At 56.2% G+C, this 17,125-nt stretch carries 16 protein-coding genes; 6 read left to right on the forward strand and 10 right to left on the reverse strand.

Annotation, left to right across the window (positions count from 1 at the left end):
• Positions 1–121 precede the first annotated feature (121 nt).
• From AX755_RS10740 to nirB, 4 genes are all read right to left on the reverse strand, one after another.
• Entirely contained in the window at positions 122–292 is a 171-nt protein-coding gene (locus tag AX755_RS10740; protein ID WP_008503029.1) for a YhfL family protein, read from the reverse strand.
• A 145-nt stretch (positions 293–437) separates the two neighbouring features.
• A complete protein-coding gene (gene cysG / locus AX755_RS10745) occupies positions 438–1,811 on the reverse strand; it encodes a siroheme synthase CysG (RefSeq protein WP_013099066.1) in 1,374 nt (457 codons plus the stop codon).
• A 135-nt stretch (positions 1,812–1,946) separates the two neighbouring features.
• Positions 1,947–2,273 (reverse strand): nitrite reductase small subunit NirD, encoded by a 327-nt coding sequence (nirD, locus tag AX755_RS10750; protein ID WP_013099065.1) that lies wholly within the window; start codon positions 2,271–2,273, stop codon positions 1,947–1,949.
• Entirely contained in the window at positions 2,270–4,813 is a 2,544-nt protein-coding gene (nirB, locus tag AX755_RS10755) for a nitrite reductase large subunit NirB (RefSeq protein WP_062856744.1), read from the reverse strand. The genes nirD and nirB overlap by 4 nt, the downstream gene beginning before the upstream one ends.
• A 241-nt stretch (positions 4,814–5,054) precedes the next feature.
• Between nirB and AX755_RS10760 the strand changes: the two genes are divergently transcribed.
• Entirely contained in the window at positions 5,055–6,356 is a 1,302-nt protein-coding gene (locus AX755_RS10760; RefSeq protein WP_062856745.1) for a cytosine deaminase, read from the forward strand.
• Positions 6,357–6,374: 18 nt separating this feature from the next.
• Here AX755_RS10760 and tsgA read toward each other — a convergent pair whose 3' ends face one another.
• Complete coding sequence (gene tsgA / locus AX755_RS10765) at positions 6,375–7,559, reverse strand: MFS transporter TsgA (RefSeq protein ID WP_021242206.1); 1,185 nt, start codon at positions 7,557–7,559, stop codon at positions 6,375–6,377.
• A gap of 278 nt (positions 7,560–7,837) precedes the next feature.
• On the opposite strand from tsgA, the gene ppiA reads away from it, so the two are divergent.
• The 4 genes from ppiA to argD all read left to right on the forward strand — a co-directional run bounded on the left by ppiA (position 7,838) and on the right by argD (position 11,001).
• Positions 7,838–8,410: a peptidylprolyl isomerase A gene (ppiA, locus tag AX755_RS10770; RefSeq protein WP_013099061.1), complete on the forward strand. Its 573-nt coding sequence runs from the start codon at positions 7,838–7,840 to the stop codon at positions 8,408–8,410.
• Between the two features lie 105 nt (positions 8,411–8,515).
• Positions 8,516–9,100, forward strand: a complete 585-nt coding sequence (locus AX755_RS10775; protein WP_062856746.1) for a putative adenosine monophosphate-protein transferase Fic — start codon at positions 8,516–8,518, stop codon at positions 9,098–9,100.
• Between the two features lie 30 nt (positions 9,101–9,130).
• Positions 9,131–9,694 carry an aminodeoxychorismate synthase component 2 gene (gene pabA / locus AX755_RS10780; RefSeq protein WP_062856747.1) on the forward strand — a complete coding sequence of 188 codons (564 nt, stop codon included), beginning with the start codon at positions 9,131–9,133 and terminating at the stop codon, positions 9,692–9,694.
• Positions 9,695–9,780: 86 nt separating this feature from the next.
• Entirely contained in the window at positions 9,781–11,001 is a 1,221-nt protein-coding gene (gene argD, locus AX755_RS10785; protein ID WP_173647449.1) for a bifunctional acetylornithine/succinyldiaminopimelate transaminase, read from the forward strand.
• Here argD and AX755_RS10790 read toward each other — a convergent pair.
• A complete protein-coding gene (locus AX755_RS10790; protein ID WP_062856748.1) occupies positions 10,998–13,085 on the reverse strand; it encodes a YccS/YhfK family putative transporter in 2,088 nt (695 codons plus the stop codon). The two genes, argD and AX755_RS10790, sit on opposite strands and share 4 nt — an antisense overlap.
• 57 nt (positions 13,086–13,142) lie before the next feature.
• The gene (gene crp / locus AX755_RS10795; RefSeq protein ID WP_000242758.1) at positions 13,143–13,775 is read right to left on the reverse strand and encodes a cAMP-activated global transcriptional regulator CRP; all 633 of its coding nucleotides are present in this window, start codon (positions 13,773–13,775) and stop codon (positions 13,143–13,145) included.
• Positions 13,776–14,085: 310 nt separating this feature from the next.
• Between crp and AX755_RS10800 the strand changes: the two genes are divergently transcribed.
• Positions 14,086–14,490 (forward strand): OsmC family protein, encoded by a 405-nt coding sequence (locus AX755_RS10800; protein WP_028027906.1) that lies wholly within the window; start codon positions 14,086–14,088, stop codon positions 14,488–14,490.
• A gap of 495 nt (positions 14,491–14,985) precedes the next feature.
• On the opposite strand, the gene AX755_RS10805 is transcribed toward AX755_RS10800, so the two are convergent.
• Genes AX755_RS10805 through AX755_RS10815 form a run of 3 tightly spaced genes read right to left on the reverse strand, consistent with a single transcriptional unit; the run spans position 14,986 to position 17,123 of the window.
• Positions 14,986–15,855 carry a phosphoribulokinase gene (locus AX755_RS10805; protein ID WP_013099054.1) on the reverse strand — a complete coding sequence of 290 codons (870 nt, stop codon included), beginning with the start codon at positions 15,853–15,855 and terminating at the stop codon, positions 14,986–14,988.
• A 30-nt stretch (positions 15,856–15,885) separates the two neighbouring features.
• The gene (locus tag AX755_RS10810) at positions 15,886–16,104 is read right to left on the reverse strand and encodes a YheU family protein (protein WP_013099053.1); all 219 of its coding nucleotides are present in this window, start codon (positions 16,102–16,104) and stop codon (positions 15,886–15,888) included.
• Positions 16,101–17,123 carry a hydrolase gene (locus AX755_RS10815; protein WP_048972483.1) on the reverse strand — a complete coding sequence of 341 codons (1,023 nt, stop codon included), beginning with the start codon at positions 17,121–17,123 and terminating at the stop codon, positions 16,101–16,103. The genes AX755_RS10810 and AX755_RS10815 overlap by 4 nt, the downstream gene beginning before the upstream one ends.
• Positions 17,124–17,125: the final 2 nt, after the last annotated feature.

Raw genomic sequence — 17,125 nt, forward strand, 5'->3', positions numbered from 1 at the left:
TACCGTTTTTAGGGTTTGTACCCTCTCCCTGTGGGAGAGGGCCAGGGTGAGGGCATCACGCCGCACTTTTCTAAACAAAAAAACCGGGGAATCCCCGGTTTTTTTACACCTGTAAAACAGCTTACTGCTGTGCCGCCGGGCCACAACCCCCGATGATCTTCGAAATGGAGATCGCCGGGTGCAGCAGGTAATCGTAGCTGCAGTTATTTTTGGTGTTTTGCACGTGGCCAGTGCAGGCCGTCAGAGTCGATAACAGGCCTACCAGAACGGCAGCTTTAGCCAGTTTGAACATACGCATTCCTTGTCTTAAAAAAACTAAATTGGATGTAACACGAGGGAATAAATGGAAAAGTTCCATTTCGCGGGAGGTATGTTATCGACAGCAGTAACAGGGGAGTAGTCCGGTTAAGGACTACTCGAAGAAGGGAGAATATGCGCTAGTGATTTGAGAACCAGTTGAGTTTATCGCGCAGCTCGACCACGCGGCCGACAATAATCAGCGCCGGGCTTTCAACCTGCTGCGCCAGCTCACCCAGCTGTGTCAGCACGCCATTTACCACGCGCTGCTTAATGGAGGTGCCGTTTTCCACCAGCGCGACGGGCATATCCGCTTCCATGCCGTGTTCCAGTAATTTCGCCTGGATCGTAGCGGCCTGATTCAGCCCCATATAGAAGACCAGCGTCTGCTTTTCGGCGGCAAGGTTGTGCCAGTCCAGTTCGCTGCCGGTTTTCAGGTGCCCCGTCACCAGACGCACGCTCTGCGCGTAATCACGATGGGTCAATGGAATACCGGAGTATGCCGAACAGCCGGATGCCGCCGTAATGCCAGGCACCACAGAGAACGGAATACCTGCGTTGCAGAGGGTTTCCAGTTCCTCGCCGCCGCGACCAAAGATAAACGGATCCCCGCCCTTCAGGCGCACCACACGTTTTCCTTTTTGCGCTTCCCGCAGCAGGATCTGATTAATCTCTTCCTGCGGCACGCAGTGATAACCCGCACGTTTACCCACAAACACCCGGTCCGCATCGCGACGTACCAGATTCATGATCTCATCGGAGACCAGACGGTCATACACAACGGTATCGGCCTGCTGGATCTGCTGGAGTCCTTTCAGCGTCAGTAATCCCGCATCGCCGGGGCCTGCGCCTACCAGCACCACCTCGCCACGATGATCCAGCGGTTCAGAGAGCAACTGCTCGGTCGTCTCTTCAACCGCCTTCACGTCCTGATTGGCCAGCGACTGGGCCAGCCGGTCATTGACGAAGAATTTTTCCCAGAAGCGACGGCGCTCGCCCACGGTCGCGAAGGTCTGCTTCACTCGTGAACGCAGTTGCCCTGCATAGTGGGCAATTTGTCCAAGATGTTGCGGCAGCAGTGCTTCCAGTTTTTCCCGCAGCAGGCGGGCGAGAACCGGCGAGCGGCCACCTGACGACACCGCAATCATCAGCGGTGAACGGTCGATTATCGACGGCATGATAAAGCTGGCTTCTTTCGGCGCATCCACCACGTTGCAGAATATACGGCGCGCTTCGCAGGCATCGCTGACGCGCTGATTCACTTCATCGTCATCCGTCGCGGCAATAGTCAGCCAGCAGGTATCCAGCAGGGACTCGTTAAACTCCCCCTGATTCAGCGTGAGCATCCCTTCCTTCGCCCAGGCTTCAAACTGTGGTGCGAAGGCGAGGGCGTTAACCGTAAGACGGGCACCTGCCTCTAACAGCAAGCGGGCTTTGCGTTCAGCCACATCGCCGCCACCCACAAGCAGGCAGTCGCGATGGCGTAATTGACAGAAAATCGGCAGGTGGTCCACGACATTACCTCACAGCATTCATGGAGGGGGTAAGAATTGACGTCAGAATAACAGCAGGAATCGCCGGAAACATACGGTTTTTCCTGCCGTTACCCATAAGGGGTCATAAGCCTTTCCTATAGGAAAGGCGGGGGGTTAGGCTTTTAACTGCACCTGGCCGTCCTTCACGCGAACGTCGTAGTGCTTCACCGAGTAGCTTTCATCTTCCATGCACAATCCGTCGCTTAAACGGAAACGCTGTTTTTTCAGCGGACTGGCGACCCACAGTTCACCCTGATGCTCGGCAATCAGCCCGCGGGAGAGGACGCTGGCCTCAAAAAACGGGTCGATATTGCTGATGGCAAAAACCTGTTCGTCGTGGCGAGGGCGGAAAATCGCGACCTGCTCGTTTCCCAGCAGCGCACAGACGCCGGTTGCCGGCAGAATGTCGTTAATGTTGCAGATGTTTACCCACTGGCTCATGCGTTTTCCTCCACCAGCGTCACCGGAATACGTTCATAAGGTGTCGCCGGACGATGCTGTTCGCGCTCTGCTACTACCTGCACGTTCGGGTCGCGCTGGGTGCTGTTGATGAAGTGTTTGAAGCGTGTCTGTGCCGCTGGCGTGTTGACGGTTTCCGTCCACTCGCAAATCACCGCCGCGCGCAGGCGCGCCATCTCCGCTTCCAGATGTTCGTTCAGGCCCAGCTTATCGTCGATGATGACCGACTTCAGGTAGTCGATGCCACCCTCCAGATTATCCAGCCAGGAAGCGGTACGGGTCAGTTTGTCGGCGGTACGGATGTAGAACATCATGAAGCGGTCGAGATACTGAATCAGCGTGTCGTGGTCAAGATCGGCCGCCAGCAGGTCAGCGTGGCGTGGTTTCATCCCGCCGTTACCGCAGACGTACAGGTTCCAGCCTTTCTCGGTGGCGATGATCCCCACGTCTTTCCCCTGCGCTTCGGCACATTCACGGGTACAGCCGGAGACGCCGAACTTCATTTTGTGCGGGGTACGAATGCCTTTGTAGCGGTTTTCCAGCTCGACGCCGAAGCCCACGCTGTCGCCCACGCCGTAGCGGCACCAGGTGCTGCCCACGCAGGTTTTTGCCATGCGCAGCGCTTTGGCATACGCGTGACCGGTTTCGAAGCCCGCCTCAATCAGCTGACGCCAGATCTCCGGCAGGTCATCTTTCTGTGCACCAAACAGGCCGATACGCTGGGAACCGGTGATTTTGGTGTAGAGGTTAAATTCACGCGCGATACGGCCCACGGCCACCAGCCCTTCCGGGGTGATTTCACCGCCCGCAGAGCGTGGGATAACGGAGTAAGTCCCGTCTTTCTGGATATTTGCCAGGAAGTTGTCGTTGGTGTCCTGCAGCGGCGTATGTTCTGGTTTGAGGATGTACTCATTCCAGCAGGAGGCCAGCAGGGAGCCGACGGTCGGTTTACACACTTCGCAGCCATAGCCCTGGCCGTGCTTGGCCAGCAGTTCGTCGAAGGATTTAATGCCTTCCACGCGGATCAGGTGATACAGCTCCTGGCGAGAGTACGCGAAGTGCTCGCACAGGTTGTTGTTCACTTCGATGCCCTGTTTCGCCAGTTCGGCGTTAAGCACCTGAGTGACCAGAGGGATACAGCCGCCGCAGCCGGTCCCGGCTTTGGTTTCCGCTTTCAACGCCGCAACGGTGTGACAGCCTTTGTTGATGGCGGAGATCAACATGCCTTTGGTGACGTCGAAGCAGGAGCAGATCTGCGCGCTGTCCGGCAGTTTATCGACGCCGATAGACGGCTTGCCGCTGGAAGCGTGCGCCGGGAGGATCAGCGCGTCCGGATTCTCCGGCAGTTCGATGGCGTTCAGCACCAGTTGCAGCAGGTTGCCGTAGTCGCTGGTGTCGCCCACCAGCACCGCACCGAGCAGGGTTTTGTTGTCCTGGCTGACGATCAGGCGTTTATAGATCTCTTTGCTCTCGTCGAGATAAACGTAGCTGCGCGCGCCCGGCGTGCGGCCATGCGCATCGCCGATGCCGCCCACGTCCACGCCCAGCAGCTTCAGCTTGGCGCTCAAGTCCGCGCCTTCGAAGGCGTTTTCGTTTCCGAGGATATGGTCAACGGCGACCTGCGCCATTTTGTAGCCCGGCGCCACCAGACCGTACACGCGGTTATTCCAGCTGGCACATTCGCCGATAGCATAGATATCCGGGTCGGAGGTCTGGCAGGTATCGTTCACCATGATCCCGCCGCGCTGGGCAACCGCCAGACCGCACTGGGTGGCCAGTTTGTCGCGTGGGCGAATACCGGTGGAGAAGACGATAAAGTCAACTTCGAGCTCGCTGCCGTCGGCAAAGCGCATGGTTTTACGCGCTTCGGTGCCTTCCTGCACAATCTCTTTGGTGTTTTTGCTGGTGTGGACTTTCACGCCCATGCTTTCAATCTTACGGCGCAGCTGATCGCCACCCATGTGGTCCAGCTGTTCGGCCATCAGCATCGGGGCAAATTCGATGACGTGCGTTTCAACGCCGAGGTTTTTCAACGCGCCCGCTGCTTCCAGACCCAGCAGGCCGCCCCCGACCACTGCGCCGCGTTTACTGCGACGTGCGCAGGATTCAATGGCGTTGAGATCTTCAATGGTACGGTAAACGAAGCAATCCTGTGTTTCCGAACCTTTAATTGGCGGGATCCACGGATATGAGCCAGTCGCCATGATCAGCTTGTCGTAAAAAACCGTACGGCCAGCGCTGGAGTGGATCACTTTCTCCTGACGGTTGATGGTGATAGCGCGTTCGCCCACCAGCACTTTTACGCCATGCTTCTCATAGAAACCTTCACGCACCAGAGAGAGCTCTTCGGCGGTATGATGGGAGAAGTAGGAAGACAAGTGCACACGGTCGTACGCCTTGCGGGGTTCTTCACAGAACACGGTAATATCGAACTGGTCAGCATCGGCTTTATCAAGAAGATCCTCAATAAAGCGGTGGCCGACCATGCCGTTACCGATGATAGCGAGTCTGACTTTGCTCATTTTTGCCTCGATTTCTTTTCTATTACTGCCTACCTTAACGATTCAGCAGGGGCACTTATTGATGCAAATCAAATACGCCTTCGCCTACTCCCTAGGTGGTAGATGTATGATTTGTCAGGATTTTTCTAAGTTATGGAAATCGCTGGCTTTTCGTTGTCGTCGATTTTATGTACAAAAAGAGTGGCTATTTTTGGAAAAACAGGTACTCCTTAATTTCAGCCGCGTTTTTCAGGGGAAAGGTATGTCTACAACACCGCTTTGGCTTGTGCAGAATGTTCGTTTACCGGATCGCGAAGGGCTGTGGCAGATCGCCATCGAGAACGGTCGGTTTGGTGCTATCACGCCCATGGACGAGACCCACAGCGAAAGCTATGAGGTCTTGAATGCCCGCGGCGGACTTGCCATTCCACCGTTTATTGAGCCGCATATTCACCTGGATACCACGCAGACGGCGGGCGAGCCACACTGGAACCAGTCCGGCACGCTGTTTGAAGGGATTGAACGCTGGGCGGAGCGTAAGGCGCTGCTCAGCCATGAAGATGTCAAAGCGCGCGCATGGAAAACGCTGAAGTGGCAAATTGCCAACGGGATCCAGTTTGTCCGCACCCACGTGGATGTCTCCGACCCGACGCTTACCGCCCTGAAGGCGATGCTGGAGGTTAAACAGGAGGTCGCCCCGTGGGTGACGCTGCAAATCGTGGCATTCCCGCAGGAAGGCATTCTCTCTTACCCGAACGGCGCGGCGCTGCTGGAAGAGGCATTAACGCTGGGCGCGGATGTGGTGGGTGCCATCCCGCACTTCGAATTCACCCGGGAATACGGCGTGCAGTCCCTGCATATCGCCTTTGACCTGGCGAAGAAATACGACCGTCCGCTGGATATTCATTGTGATGAAATCGACGATGAGCAGTCCCGCTTTGTGGAGACGGTCGCCACGCTGGCCTATGAAGCTGGCATTGGCGCGCGGGTCACGGCCAGCCACACCACCGCCATGCATTCCTACAACGGCGCGTATACCTCGCGGCTGTTCCGCCTGCTGAAGATGTCGGGCATTAACTTTGTGGCGAATCCGCTGGTGAATATCCACCTGCAGGGGCGTTTTGACGACTATCCGAAGCGTCGGGGCATTACCCGCGTGAAGGAGCTACAGGCGGCGGGCATTAACGTCTGCTTTGGTCATGATGATGTGTTTGATCCATGGTATCCGCTCGGTACCGGCAATATGCTGCAGGTGCTGCATATGGGGCTGCACGTCTGTCAGATGATGGGCTACCCGCAAATTGACAGCGGCCTGAACCTGATCACCCATAACAGCGCCCGCACCTTTGGCCTGAGCGATTACGGTATTGAGACGGGGAACCCGGCGAACCTGGTGATTTTGCCTGCAGAGAGTGGGTTTGAGGCGGTACGCTGTCAGGTGCCGGTGCGCTGGTCCATTCGGCAGGGGCGGATTATTGCCACCACGCAGCTGGCGCAGACCTGGATCAAGATGGATAGCGGGGGAGAAGAGATAAGTTTTGCCAGAAACAGCCCCTCTGCGTAGCGCAGAGGGGCGCAGGGATTAGTGCGACGCCGCTGCAGCGTTATGCTGGCGGTGGCGGGTTACAAAGCCCAGGATGAAGCACATGATGAACACCACGGCGTACAGGCCGTTAGCGGTGTGCAGCGCCGCCAGCGGACCGCTGTGGGCGACGATCGGGCCCGTCACCACAAAGGTCAGCATGGTGCCGATGGTGCCGCAGGTCAGTACGAAGTTCACTAGCTTCGGCGAGGCCACTTTGGTCTGCAGGGAGCCCAGAGTGATGATCGACGTGTAAATGGCGCTTGAGAAGAAGCCCAGGGTCAGAATGAACCACGGCATATGCTCCGGCGAACCGTTGATGAACAGATACATCAGCACGGTAGCCAGGCCTGCCAGCACGGTCAGGATGCGCTGCAGATCGAAGAAGCGCAGGATGAAGCTAAACGCCCACATGCCAAACATGTAAGACATCCAGAAATCGCTCACCAGTTTACCCGCGTCGTTCAGGCTCATGCCCAGACCTTTGGCGTATTCCGGCACCCAGGAGATAAAGCCCAGCTGACCCAGGATGTAGCACAGTGCGGCAATGGAGAGGAACAGTACGCCGATACCCCATTTCTCTTTCGCCACAGGCTCTGCCGTGGTCTGTGCTTTTTTACCCAGAACCGGGAATTCGCAGCCGAAGGTCAGGATGAAGATGGCCACGTAAACCAGGCCGATACAGGCGTAGACCCAGTACCACTCAATGCTGCGCGCCAGCAGAACGGCCGCGACCATCGGGAAAATCATCCCGGCCATGCTGAAGAAGGAGTCGGTAAACAGCAGGCGCGCGCCGCGCTGACGGCCTTCATACATATGGGTAATCAGGAAGGTACCAATCGACATGGTGATCCCGCTGACCAGACCGAGCACGAACATGGCGGCGGAGAACAGGGCGATGCTGTGGCTCAGCATCAGACCCGCCACGGCGGCGACCATCAGCACAAAACCAAAACGCAGCTGCGTTTTCAGCGGAACAATTTCCATCAGCCAGGCATTCAGGAAAATGGAGATCAGGATCCCCGCGTTGAGGAAGGTGAAGGTGTTACTCATGCTGGAAACGGGCAGCTGGAAGTAGTCTGCGATATTTCCCATCACCATCCCGGTGACGATCACCAACGCGCCGGTCAGGGCGTAGGAGAAGAAGCTGATCCATGTGAGCTTGATACGATTGCTGTTAGTCATGTCTGGCCTGTTCAGGAAAAGAAAAGCGCCGGATAGGCGCTGAGAGCGGGCAGATTTTAGTCGCGAAAGTGATCCATTCATATCTTTTAAAGAAAATATGAGCTTCATTGCAGGTTTTTATGTGATCGTGATCACATAAAATTGCGTCATAACCAATCGTTTGCGCGGTAACAACTGTTTCAATTTCGTAAAATTAGGTAAAAGGCTGGTCTCCGTTCATACTGCTCTTTAGAATCAAGCCATTCGCTTTTTATACTGCGCTTTGTTAAGGAATTCTCATGCTCAAATCAACACTGGCGGCTGTCGCAGCTGTGTTTGCTCTTTCTGCCGTTTCCCCGGCTGCGCTGGCAGCAAAAGGGGACCCTCATGTTCTGCTGACCACCTCCGCAGGGAATATTGAGCTGGAACTGAATAGCCAGAAAGCCCCGGTTTCTGTGAAAAACTTCCTCGACTACGTAAATAGCGGCTTTTACAACAACACCACCTTCCACCGCGTGATCCCAGGCTTTATGGTGCAGGGCGGCGGTTTCAACGAGCAGATGCAGCAGAAACAGCCGAATCCACCGATCAAAAACGAAGCGGACAACGGCCTGCTGAACACCCGTGGCACCATCGCCATGGCGCGTACGGCGGATAAAGACAGCGCTACCAGCCAGTTCTTTATCAACGTGGCGGATAACGCCTTCCTCGACCACGGCCAGCGTGACTTCGGCTATGCGGTGTTTGGTAAAGTGGTAAAAGGGATGGACGTGGCGGACAAGATTTCTCAGGTACAGACCCACGACGTTGGGCCATACCAGAATGTACCATCCAAACCGGTCGTGATCCTCTCTGCAAAAGTACTGCCGTAATCCTCTTTGACACGGGCGCGTCTCGCCCGTGTTGTTAGCCCTCCCTGCGAAAGCGCGTTTTGCTGCTTATACTTTGGCAAACGGACATATTCAGGGAGGCGTTAAGTGAAAAAACTCACCGATAAGCAAAAATCCCGTCTCTGGGAGCAGCAGCGTAACGTCAATTTTCAGGCCAGTTGTCTCCTTGAAAAGGGTCATGGTCCTTCAGATCCCCATATTGAGACGCTGGAACTTGGGCCTTCAGCGCCTGGGTTGCCCCATCTGTGCCTTATTCACCGCCATCTGTATCGCAGAGAGATGAAACGGGCAGGTGAATACCGTACGGACGATATTTTCAAAGGGGAGATTCCTTTTTGCCATTTCGAATACATTGAGAAGATGGGCAATGAATTGATGTCGGCACTGGAAAGCGACCGGTACCTGGTGGGTCTTCAGAAAGAGGAGTTTATCGAGCGGATAAGCCATTACTATTGTGAAATCAATATGCTGCATCCTTTTGCCAGCGGTAATGGCATTGCGCAACGTGTTTTCTTTGAACAGTTGGCGATCCATGCGGGTTACCTGCTGGACTGGCGCGATATCGATCCTGAGCAGTGGGTCGCGGCTAACCAGAGCGGCGCAACGGGAGATTTGTCCGCCCTGAACGCTATCTTTGCCAAAGTAGTGAGCGAAGCGCGGGAATCTGAGTAGAATAGGGCGGCATTTTTTTCGGGAGCCGCCATGATTCTGCTGATTGATAACTACGATTCCTTCACCTGGAACCTTTACCAGTATTTTTGTGAACTGGGTGCAGAGGTGGTTGTCCGCCGTAACGACGACATCAGCCTGACCGGGATTGACGCGCTGTCCCCAAAGAAAATTGTTATCTCGCCGGGGCCGTGTACCCCATCGGAATCGGGTATTTCTCTGGATGTGATCCGCCACTACGCCGGCAGGCTGCCGATTCTTGGCGTCTGCCTTGGCCATCAGGCCATCGGGCAGGTGTTTGGCGCCACTATCGTCCGCGCTGCCAGGGTGATGCACGGTAAAACCTCACCGGTTACCCACACCGGCACAGGCGTGTTTAGTGGGTTAAATAACCCGTTAACCGTCACGCGCTACCATTCTCTGGTGATTGACCCGCCGACGCTGCCCGACTGCTTTGAGGTGACCGCCTGGAGCGAGACGCAGGAGATCATGGGCATTCGCCATCGTGAATGGGATCTCGAAGGGGTGCAGTTCCACCCGGAGAGTATTCTCAGCGAACAGGGGCACCAGCTGCTGGCTAATTTCCTCAATCGCTGAATATCTGTTGCCTTGCTGTGATTTTTTATGCATATTTTGTGATTATATTTTCACAATCAATGTGACATAAAATGGATGGTCATGACATGGCAACTGAACAATCTGCAATTACCCGCGCGACATTCGATGAAGTCATTCTGCCGATTTATGCACCGGCCGAGTTTATCCCGGTAAAGGGAAAAGGCAGCCGCGTCTGGGATCAGCAGGGGAAAGAGTACGTGGATTTCGCCGGGGGGATTGCGGTGACGGCGCTGGGGCATTGCCATCCTGCACTGGTCGAGGCACTGAAAACCCAGGGCGAAACCCTGTGGCACACCAGCAACGTCTTTACCAACGAACCGGCGTTGCGCCTGGGGCGCAAGATCATTGACGCGACTTTCGCCGAGCGCGTGCTGTTTATGAACTCCGGGACCGAAGCCAACGAAACCGCCTTCAAGCTGGCGCGCTACTACGCTTCCACACGCCACAGCCCATACAAAACCAAAATCATCGCTTTCCATAACGCTTTCCACGGTCGTTCACTGTTTACCGTTTCCGTTGGCGGCCAGCCGAAGTATTCCGACGGCTTTGGTCCGAAACCCGCCGATATCATTCATGTGCCGTTTAACGATCTGCATGCGGTGAAAGCTGTGATGGATGACCATACCTGCGCGGTCGTGGTTGAGCCGATTCAGGGTGAAGGTGGCGTGACGGCGGCAACGCCGGAATTCCTCAAAGGGCTGCGCGCGCTGTGCGATCAGCATCAGGCGCTGCTGGTGTTTGATGAAGTCCAGAGCGGGATGGGGCGTACAGGCTCCCTGTTCGCCTATATGCACTACGGCGTGACGCCGGATATTCTGACCAGCGCCAAAGCGCTCGGCGGCGGCTTCCCGGTCAGCGCGGTGCTCACCACCCAGGAGATCGCTTCCGCGTTCCATGTCGGCTCACACGGCTCCACCTACGGTGGAAACCCGCTGGCCTGCGCCATCGCCGGTGCGGCGTTTGATATCATCAATACGCCGGAGGTATTAAGCGGCGTTCAGGCGAAGCGCGAGCTGTTCGTGAAACATCTGCAGCAGATCGACGAAACGTACGACGTCTTCAGCGAGATCCGTGGCATGGGACTGCTGATTGGCGCTGAGCTGAAGCCGCAGTACAAAGGCCGCGCACGCGATTTCCTGCACGCCGCTGCTCACGAAGGGGTGATGGTACTCAACGCCGGCCCGGACGTGATGCGCTTTGCGCCGTCGCTGGTGGTTGAAGAGAAGGATATTGAAGATGGATTAACCCGCTTTGCTGCGGCGGTCGCGAAGATCGTTAAAGGCTAATACTCGGTTCGTTTTAACCGCCGCGTTAACCAGATGCCGTGATGCGGACGCTGACGCCATGCCACCGACGAAATGGTGTGCATGGTGTTCAGATGCCCCAGAATGCGCTGCAGATGCTGCTCCAGGGTGCTCATTGGCCCGTGGGTGAGCGTTTCCGGCGCTTCCAGAATGTTCGAATCCCCCGATTCACCCGGCGCGTCATACTCCAGACGCTGCTGACACCGCTGCAGGGCAATCTCACACGACTGCAAATAGCGCTGCGCCAGGTCTGGCGTCAGCATGGTATGCTCACGCGCCAGCGTGGTCATCGCGTTGATATGTTCGACGATGAACTGGCTGTGCGTCACCCAGAGCTTCATATCCGCCAGATAGTGCGAGTTAAAGCCGGGCTCCTGCATCGCCTGATTCAGCGAGTTGAACAGGGCGTTATGTGCCTGGTTGACCTTCATCCGCTGATACGCCAGCGGGGAGGGCTGCGGATCGTCGCTCAGGATCAGGCGGATAGCCTGCTGGTCGGCCTCCAGCGCGTCGTGGGCGTTCTGCCTGAGCAGGCCGCTTTGCCATTGTGGCCACAGCCAGACCATACCACCAAAGGCAATCAGACAGCCAATCAGGGTATCAATAAGCCTGGCGACAATAAACTGTTCGCCATTGAGCGTAAGCAACTGCAGGGTGTATACCGCCGTGACCGTAAAGCCCACCATCGCCCAGCCGTAGTTTTTGCGGATGATCAGGTAGCTCACCAGGGTAATCAATAGCATGCCTGCCAGCGTATAGCCTTCCGGCACGTGGAAGTGCAGCGTTACGCCCGCGATAATCAACCCCGCCATGGTTCCGCCCGCCCGGTGCAGAATACGCACTCGCGTGGCGCCGTAGCCGTTCTGGGTAACAAACAGTACCGTCATTAATATCCAGTAGGGTTTGGGCAGATGCAGCGCCATGCCCATCAGGCTGGCGATGCTCAGCATCACGCTAATCCGGGCGGCGTTGCGCAGGGCGGAAGATTTAAACGAGAGATAGCTTTTAAGCGCAGGCAGCAGCGGCAGGCGCTTTTGCTTATCCGCCATCAGATCGCGGGGATAGAGCGGGCGCTGGGTACGCAGGACGCGGGCAATACGGCTGAAGTGCCAGGCGGCAAACTGGCCTACCGGGTTATCCTCGTGCTGGCGGGCGATTTTCTCCAGTGCGCCGAGCTGCTTGTCCATGTTAAAGCGGGTGGGGTAGCGGTGATAAAGAATGTCGTCGGCCAGTACCCGCAGGCGTGCGGACACGGTCTGCGCGTTCCAGCGGATCACCGCTTCGGCATGGCTGCGCTCCACCAGCTTTTGCACCTCCTTCGGGTGGTGCAGGCTCACGGAGATATGCTCCTGCAGATCCAGCCCCACCTGGAAGGTGCGCAGCAGCCGTTTATATTCGTGGTTCTTGTTAGCGGCCAGCATGTGTAGTTGCTGGTAGCACTGGCTTATCAGATCCACCACCTTCTGCTGGCGCGTCAGCAGCGGCGGTAGCGATTTTTCCGGGTCGCTATGCTGGGTCAGCAGCGTGTATTTGGCTTCGCAGTACTCCGCAAGCTGGACATAGAGCAGGCTCAGGGATTCACGCAGCGGTTGTTCCCGCCACAGCCAGAACCAGAACCAGTTAAACAGGCCATACCATAGCGTACCAAGGGCGTAGATCAGCAGCGACTCCCACACCGGCATATTACCTGCGAGACTCAGGGTAAAGATGGCCGCGATGAGTGAGGCGGGCAGTAAACGCGCGTGCAGCGAACTGATTTCGGCGGTCACCCCCAGCGTCATCGCCAGCACGCTCAGGATCAGCGGCAGCGGAATATCGCGGGCCAGCAAAAGCTGCACGGCCAGGCTACACCCGGCAAACAGCGAACCGCCGATAATCAGACGTTTGAAAAAACGCTTATGCGGGGTGTCGAGACCGGCAATGTTGCAGCAGGCGGGAACCAGTGAAAACAGCAGCCCCTGCTGAAGATGCCCAAGGATCAGGCCCACGGCCACAGGAAGGCACAACACCAGCGTTTGTCGCAGTGCGTAGCTAACTTCCGGGTGATAAATCAGCCTGCGCCACATGGGGAGTAGAGACAAAAACGGCGTGACACCTTGCGATGGCACGCCGTTTTATCGGGATTAACGGGTTCCGTAAACCACGATGGTTTTACCGTGGGCGGAGATCAGGTTCTGATCTTCCAGCATTTTCAGGATACGGCCCACTGTTTCACGGGAGCAACCGACGATCTGACCAATTTCCTGGCGGGTAATTTTAATTTGCATGCCGTCAGGGTGGGTCATAGCGTCTGGCTGTTTCGCCAGGTTCAGCAGGGTCTGCGCGATACGGCCGGTCACGTCCAGGAAGGCGAGGTTACCCACTTTCTCTGATGTCACCTGCAGACGGCGAGCCATCTGCGAAGAAAGACGCATCAGGATGTCAGGGTTAACCTGAATCAACTGACGGAATTTCTTGTAGGAAATTTCAGCCACTTCACATGCTGTCTTTGCACGAACCCAGGCGCTACGTTCCTGGCCTTCTTCAAACAGGCCCAGTTCACCGATAAAATCGCCCTGGTTCAGATAAGAAAGGATCATCTCTTTCCCTTCTTCATCTTTGATCAGCACTGCCACCGAGCCTTTGACGATGTAATACAACGTTTCCGCTTTTTCACCCTGGTGAATCAGCGTGCTCTTCGATGGGTACTTATGAATGTGGCAATGAGACAAGAACCATTCGAGAGTCGGGTCTGTTTGCGGTTTGCCAAGCACCATGCGCTGTTATCCTCTGTTATAAGCTGTCACCAGAGTCATAAGATGCATCCGGACTCTGGGGTTGCAATCGAATTCTTACCCATACCTGGGAAGTCGGCTGTCGTAACGTTTCGCAGCCAGTAAAGTTTGATGTCCTCTGCATACATGTGTAACGTCAATGTATTACTGTAGCATCCAGAGTGTTTTAGCATAGCTTTCGCCGCGTGTCTCCTGGTGTCTCGCTTCAGCATGACGCAGGTCGCCTTCCATTGCGAGAAATGTAACGCACGCGTAATCTGTCACCAAAAATGCAACGTTGGAGCTAATGAATATGCAAGCGCGCGTGAAATGGGTAGAAGGTTTAACGTTCCTGGGCGAGTCTTCGTCGGGACACCAGATTTTGATGGACGGTAACTCCGGCGATAAAGCACCCAGCCCAATGGAGATGGTGCTGATGGCGGCAGGGGGATGCAGCGCGATTGACGTGGTGTCGATTCTGCAAAAGGGCCGTCATGATGTGACCGACTGTGAAGTCAAGCTCACGTCAGAACGTCGCGAAGAGGCGCCACGCCTGTTCACGCACATTAACCTGCATTTTGTTGTCACCGGGAAAGCGCTGAAAGATGCTGCCGTCTCACGCGCGGTGGATCTGTCTGCGGAGAAATACTGCTCTGTGGCGTTAATGCTGGAGAAAGCGGTAAAAATTACCCATTCGTATGAAGTGATCGAGGCGTGATTGATGGGGCATCGTGCGTGTTGATGCCCTCACCCTCTCCCACCGGGCTGAGGGATCCCCAGTAATTTTTTTACCGAAAGCGACGAAAGTTGTTTCAGGAAAATGAATGATTTACAGCGACGCCCTGGTCCGGCTGTAAATCGCTGAGGCGTTTCCTGCAGGCCGGGGCGAGGCGCATGGATGCGCCGAGAGGGCGGCTTTACAGGGACGTTACATCCGCCCGTCCCCGATAAGCCGGAAGGAATAAACCGAAGGCACCGCGAAGCGGCGATTTACCGCCGGGAGCCCGGGTTGCCAGGGTGGTGGCGACTGAGCCACCCTGGCACGTTCACGGGTCATGTTGTTACAGAGCTGCAAGGAACGTAAAGTGAACGGAATTACCTCTACAGCCATATGTTCCCCCTCACCCCAGCCCTCTCCCTCAAGGGAGAGGGAGTCCTCCGTGCAGGTATTATTTTGTGGGGAACCCTCAGCCCACCGGGAGAGGGAATATGATTATGCGATCTGCTTCCCTTCCATCAACCGCTGCACCAGCGGCGTCATGATCAGCTCCATCGCCAGCCCCATTTTTCCGCCGGGCACCACTAACGTATTCATGTGAGAAATAAACGAACCCTGCAGCATCGCCAGCAGCCAGGGGTAATCGATGCCGTCGAGATTGCGGAAATGGATCACCACAAAGCTCTCATCCAGCGACGGGATACTTTTGGCCGCGAACGGGTTGGAGGTGTCCACCGTCGGCACACGCTGGAAGTTGATGTGGGTGCGGGAAAACTGTGGTGTCAGATAATTGATGTAATCTTCCATTGAGCGCACGACCGAATCCATCACCGCCTCGCGTGAATGGCCGCGCTCGCTGATGTCTCGCGTCAGCTTCTGGATCCACTCCAGGTTAACGATTGGCACCACGCCGACCAGCAGATCCACATGTCGCGCCACGTCGTGATGCGGCGTCACAACGCCGCCGTGTAATCCTTCGTAAAACAGCACGTCGGTAGGTTCCGGCAGCGGCTGCCAGGGGGTAAAGGTGCCCGGGACCTGATTCCAGGGAACGGCTTCGTCGTAGGTGTGCAGATATTTGCGGGACTGGCCTTTGCCGCTTAGGCCGTACTCCTGAAACGTTTGCTCCAGCAGGCCGAAGTCATTGGCCTCCGGGCCGAAGTAGCTGATGTGTTTGCCCAAATCACGCGCTTTGCGGATGGCCATGTCCATCTCCGGGCGCGTATAGCGGTGAAAGCTGTCGCCTTCGACCTCCGCCGCGCGGAGATTCAACTGGGCGAAAATCTTGCGAAACGCGAGGCTGGTGGTGGTGGTTCCCGCACCACTCGACCCCGTAACGGCAATAACCGGATGTCTGGCAGACATAGCAACTCCCTGACTGGAAAGGTTGAAAGATCAGCCGTGAAACGCGTTGCGGGGCATGATATTGACCGTCTCATGCAGTTCAGACCACACCAGCACCACGTCGCCGCTTTTAAGCTGGCGTTTAACATCGTTGACCTTTTGCTCAAGCGAGCGTTCATGTTCACCATAATCGGTGCCTTCACGCAAGACAAAGCTTTCAATCAGATTATCGAGCGTTTCGGGCGCCAGATCCTGCCAGGGGATAATCATGTTGCACCGTCCAGGTAAGGGGTTAACCAGTCAGGAATGCGCGTCTCCAGCCACATTTTCGGGCGACGCAGCGTTCCGCCGACAAACCCCACGTGACCGCCGTGCTCGGTCAGCTGGTAGTGAACGTTGTCGGGCAGAAATTCCTGTGCAGGGATGGAGTGATGATCCATAAACGGGTCATCTTTCGCGTGAATGATCAGCGTCGGCTGAGTAATCTTGCTGAGCAGCGGCATGGCGCTGCACTGACGATAGTAGTCAATGGCATCGGCGAACCCATGAATTTTGGCGGTGATCAGGTCGTCGAACTCACGAATGCGGCGGACCTTTTTCAACTGACGCAGGCTTACTGGCAGGGTATCCGGATAGGCCTTCAGCTTGCGCGCCGCATTGGCTTTTAGCAGGTTGAGCAGATAGCGCTGATAGACCCGGGAAAAGCCTTTCTCCATGTGGTAACTGCACTGTTCCAGCATGAAGGGGGCAGAGACAATCACCGCGGCATTCAGCGGTACCGCGTCTCCCTCTTTGGCCAGCAGACAGGCCAGCATATTTCCGCCGAGCGAATAGCCCACCGCCGCCGTCGGCACGGTGCCGAAATTATCCCGCAGCCAGTGCAAAAACCAGGTGCCATCTTCGGTTTCGCCGGAGTGATAGATGCGTTTCTGACGATTCGGCTCGCCGCTGCATCCCCGAAAATGCATCACCACGCCCAGCCAGCCGCGCATTTTTGCCGCCTGGATTAACCCATGGGCATACGGGCTGTGCAGGCTGCCTTCCAGACCATGAAACACCACCAGGCGGGGTTTATGGCGCGCCTGTTCGGGATCTTCGCTCCAGGCGAGATCCAGAAAATCACCGTCCGGCAAATCCAGCCGCTGCCAGTGCGGAGTGAACTGCACCTTGCGGCGGATCAGGCGCGGCAGCATGGTCTGCAGGTGGCAGTTGGCCACGCCGCGCATGGGCACGAAATCAGTGCTGTCTTCGGCGGTGAGGTCGAAGTCTGAGGGAATGATTTGGGTCATAA

The sequence above is a fragment of the Enterobacter sp. SENG-6 genome (genome assembly GCF_001605945.1).
GTDB lineage: Bacteria > Pseudomonadota > Gammaproteobacteria > Enterobacterales > Enterobacteriaceae > Enterobacter > Enterobacter cloacae.

Bases quoted from the DNA above. Each gene is read 5' to 3' on its own strand.
- AX755_RS10740 (WP_008503029.1), bottom strand. From the start codon at position 292: ATGTTCAAACTGGCTAAAGCTGCCGTTCTGGTAGGCCTGTTATCGACT.
- nirD (WP_013099065.1), bottom strand. From the start codon at position 2,273: ATGAGCCAGTGGGTAAACATCTGCAACATTAACGACATTCTGCCGGCA.
- nirB (WP_062856744.1), bottom strand. From the start codon at position 4,813: ATGAGCAAAGTCAGACTCGCTATCATCGGTAACGGCATGGTCGGCCAC.
- AX755_RS10760 (WP_062856745.1), top strand. From the start codon at position 5,055: ATGTCTACAACACCGCTTTGGCTTGTGCAGAATGTTCGTTTACCGGAT.
- tsgA (WP_021242206.1), bottom strand. From the start codon at position 7,559: ATGACTAACAGCAATCGTATCAAGCTCACATGGATCAGCTTCTTCTCC.
- ppiA (WP_013099061.1), top strand. From the start codon at position 7,838: ATGCTCAAATCAACACTGGCGGCTGTCGCAGCTGTGTTTGCTCTTTCT.
- pabA (WP_062856747.1), top strand. From the start codon at position 9,131: ATGATTCTGCTGATTGATAACTACGATTCCTTCACCTGGAACCTTTAC.
- argD (WP_173647449.1), top strand. From the start codon at position 9,781: ATGGCAACTGAACAATCTGCAATTACCCGCGCGACATTCGATGAAGTC.
- AX755_RS10790 (WP_062856748.1), bottom strand. From the start codon at position 13,085: ATGTGGCGCAGGCTGATTTATCACCCGGAAGTTAGCTACGCACTGCGA.
- crp (WP_000242758.1), bottom strand. From the start codon at position 13,775: ATGGTGCTTGGCAAACCGCAAACAGACCCGACTCTCGAATGGTTCTTG.
- AX755_RS10800 (WP_028027906.1), top strand. From the start codon at position 14,086: ATGCAAGCGCGCGTGAAATGGGTAGAAGGTTTAACGTTCCTGGGCGAG.
- AX755_RS10805 (WP_013099054.1), bottom strand. From the start codon at position 15,855: ATGTCTGCCAGACATCCGGTTATTGCCGTTACGGGGTCGAGTGGTGCG.
- AX755_RS10810 (WP_013099053.1), bottom strand. From the start codon at position 16,104: ATGATTATCCCCTGGCAGGATCTGGCGCCCGAAACGCTCGATAATCTG.
- AX755_RS10815 (WP_048972483.1), bottom strand. From the start codon at position 17,123: ATGACCCAAATCATTCCCTCAGACTTCGACCTCACCGCCGAAGACAGC.